General features: G+C 73.1%; 3 protein-coding genes. 1 reads left to right on the forward strand and 2 read right to left on the reverse strand.

Annotated elements, in window-relative coordinates; genetic code table 11:
- The first annotated feature begins 219 nt into the window (after nt 1–219).
- The gene (gene abc-f, locus AB0M52_RS32890) at nt 220–1857 is read left to right on the forward strand and encodes a ribosomal protection-like ABC-F family protein (protein WP_363961728.1); all 1638 of its coding nucleotides are present in this window, start codon (nt 220–222) and stop codon (nt 1855–1857) included.
- A 12-nt stretch (nt 1858–1869) separates the two neighbouring features.
- Here abc-f and AB0M52_RS32895 read toward each other — a convergent pair whose 3' ends face one another.
- Both AB0M52_RS32895 and AB0M52_RS32900 read right to left on the reverse strand, forming a co-directional pair.
- Entirely contained in the window at nt 1870–2412 is a 543-nt protein-coding gene (locus tag AB0M52_RS32895) for a GNAT family N-acetyltransferase (RefSeq protein WP_363961730.1), read from the reverse strand.
- Between the two features lie 55 nt (nt 2413–2467).
- Nucleotides 2468–2849 (reverse strand): beta-1,3-glucanase family protein (locus AB0M52_RS32900; RefSeq protein WP_363961732.1); only part of this gene is annotated, 382 nt, incomplete at its 5' end.

The raw sequence follows: 2849 nt of genomic DNA on the forward strand, positions 1-2849 counted from the left end.
CCGGCGACGCGGGGGAGTTGGTAGGCTGGGCCCGGCGCGGATCAACCGCGCGATCCGGGTACGAGGAGCGAGACATGCTGACGGGGGACGACGACATCTCGGGGTGAGCGGCCCCACCGCCTGCCGGCCGGTGCCGGGGCGGCCCCTCCTGTCGTAGCCCTGTCTGCCTGACCGGGGCGCCGGTCGCGTCCCCGGCTTCCTTCCCGAGGTCTCTCTGTCATGTCCGACGTCTGCGTCGTCTGCACCAACCTGTCCTTTTCCTGGCCCGACGACACCCCGGTGTTCCGGGACCTCTCCTTCACCGTGCCGCCCGGCCGCACCGGTCTGGTCGCGCCGAACGGCGCCGGCAAGACCACCCTGCTGCGGCTGATCGCCGGTGAGCTGACCCCGACCGGCGGCGGGGTGACCGTCGAAGGCGTGCTCGGCTACCTGCCGCAGAACCTGCCCCTGGCCGGGGACCTGACCGTGGCCGAGGTGCTGGGGGTCGCCCCGGCGCTGGCCGCGCTGCGGGCGATCGAGGCCGGCGACGCCAGCGAGGAGAACTTCGCCGCGATCGGGGACGACTGGGACGTCGAGGAGCGCAGCCACGCCGAACTCGACCGGCTCGGCCTGGGCGACGTCGCCCTGGACCGGCCCCTGCACACCCTCAGCGGCGGTCAGGTGGTCTCCCTCGGGCTGGCCGCGCAACTGCTCCGGCGCCCAGACGTGCTGCTGCTCGACGAACCGACCAACAACCTCGACATCGACGCCCGGCACCGGTTGTACACGGTGCTGGAAAACTGGTCCGGGTGCCTGTTGCTGGTCAGCCACGACCGGATGCTGCTGGACCGGATGGATCGCATCGCCGAACTCGACGGCGGCCAGCTGCGCCTGTTCGGCGGGAACTTCACCGCGTACGAGGAGGCGGCGCGGGCGTCCCGGGAAGTGGCGGAGCGCAACGTGCGCAGCGCCGAGCAGGAGGTCAAGCGGGAGAAGCGGGAGATGCAGCAGGCCCGTGAGCGGGCCGAACGCCGCGCCGGCAACGCCGCCCGCAACCTCGGCAACGCCGGCCTGGCCCGGATCGTCGCCGGTGGGCTCAAGCGCAGCGCGCAGGAGTCGGCCGGCCGGGCCCAGCAGGCGCACGCCAGCCGGGTCAGCGACGCGCAGGGCCGGCTCGACGAGGCCAGCCGGGCGCTACGGGAGGACCAGACGCTGACGCTGGAACTGCCGGAGACCGACGTACCCGCCGGCCGGACCGTGGTCGAGGGCCAGCGGATGCAGGTACGGCACGGCAACCTGCCGCTGTTCGCCGCAGACGGTGTCGAGCTGACCATCCGAGGCCCGGAGCGGATCGCGTTGACCGGGTCCAACGGCGCCGGCAAGTCCACCCTGCTGCGCCTGCTGCACGGCGACCTCGAACCGGCCAGCGGGCAGGTACGCCAGGCCGACGGCCGGGTGGCCTACCTGTCCCAGCGCCTGGACCTGCTCGACCTCGACCGTACGGTGGCGGAGAACCTCGCCGCGTACGCCCCCGAGCGCCCGCTGGCCGAGCGGATGAACCTGCTGGCCCGGTTCCTTTTCCGCGGTGCCCGCGCCCACCTGCCGGTCGGCGTCCTCTCCGGCGGCGAGCGCCTACGCGCCACGCTGGCCTGCGTCCTCTACGCCCAGCCGGCGCCGCACCTGCTGCTGCTCGACGAGCCCACCAACAACCTGGACCTGGTCAGCGCCGGCCAGTTGGAGAACGCGCTGAACGCCTACCGGGGAGCTTTCGTGGTGGTCAGCCACGACGAACGCTTCCTGCACGACATCGGCGTGCAACGGTGGTTGCGCCTCGACGGCGGCACCCTGCGCGAGATCCCCGCACCCGTCGCCGGATGAGGCCTCTCCCGGTCAAGGGGGACCGGCCTTCCGGTGTCCGGCCGCGCTGTCGGCCGGCTCCGGGGCGTCCGAGCCGACGACGTAGCGCCGCAGGGTGACTGGAGCGCCGTTCGGGGCGGTCCAGCCGGCGGCGACGGTCGCGGTGTGCCGCCAGCCGTCGCGCTCGTACAGCGCGACGGCTGGCGACCGCTGGTGGTCGACGACCTCCAGCGTCAGGTCGGTGCCATGCCGGGCGGCCCACCGCCGCGCCTGCCGGAGCAGGGCGGTGCCGACCTGGCGGCGGCGGAAGGCGGGTGCCACGAACAGCCGGGCGACCTCCGCCGCCCCGGCCTCGCCACCGGTCGGCAACGCATGGTGCACCGCGAGGTGCCCAACCACCCCTGCGCCGCCGGCCTCGGCAATCCACGCGTGGTGCTGCTCCGGCGGGCACAGCCAGCGGTACGGATCGGCGGGCCAGTTGAGCGGATAGCCGTCGTGACCGTGCACCACGGCCAGGAGGTCGACGCATCCGGGCAGGTCGGAATGCTTGCGGTCGCGGATGACGAGCGAGGTCACCACCCCATTCTCCGCCGCCGCCGGCGGGGCCGACTCGCGACGTGACTGGCTGCCGTCAGAACTGGCTCAGGATCAGCCCGGCCGAGCGGGGGTCACCGTCGTGGACCAGCGACTCGAAGGCGCCGACGTCGTCGAAGGCGAACGCGTACGCCTTTCCGTCGCGCATGTTGGCGTGGATGATCCGGGCGTAGTGGTTGGTGGGGTTGTTGCGGTAGAACTCGGCGGCGTTCGTGCTGGGCTGGGTGTGGATGGTGCCGAGGGTGCCCCGGTTCAGCGCGGCGCACAGCGTCCGGGAGATCGGGCCGACGACCTGGTCGTTGGGGGCGGGCAGATCACCGTCGCAGCCCCAGACGCTGGCCGACGAGGGCCGGTTGAACGCGGCGACGACCTGGCCGGCGCTGTTGGTGAAGGTCATGACCGTGCCCGAGGTCCGCCCG

The organism is Micromonospora sp. NPDC051296, from assembly GCF_040682255.1.
In the GTDB taxonomy this organism is placed as follows: Bacteria; Actinomycetota; Actinomycetes; order Mycobacteriales; family Micromonosporaceae; genus Micromonospora; species Micromonospora craterilacus.

Bases quoted from the DNA above. Each gene is read 5' to 3' on its own strand.
- abc-f (WP_363961728.1), top strand. From the start codon at position 220: ATGTCCGACGTCTGCGTCGTCTGCACCAACCTGTCCTTTTCCTGGCCC.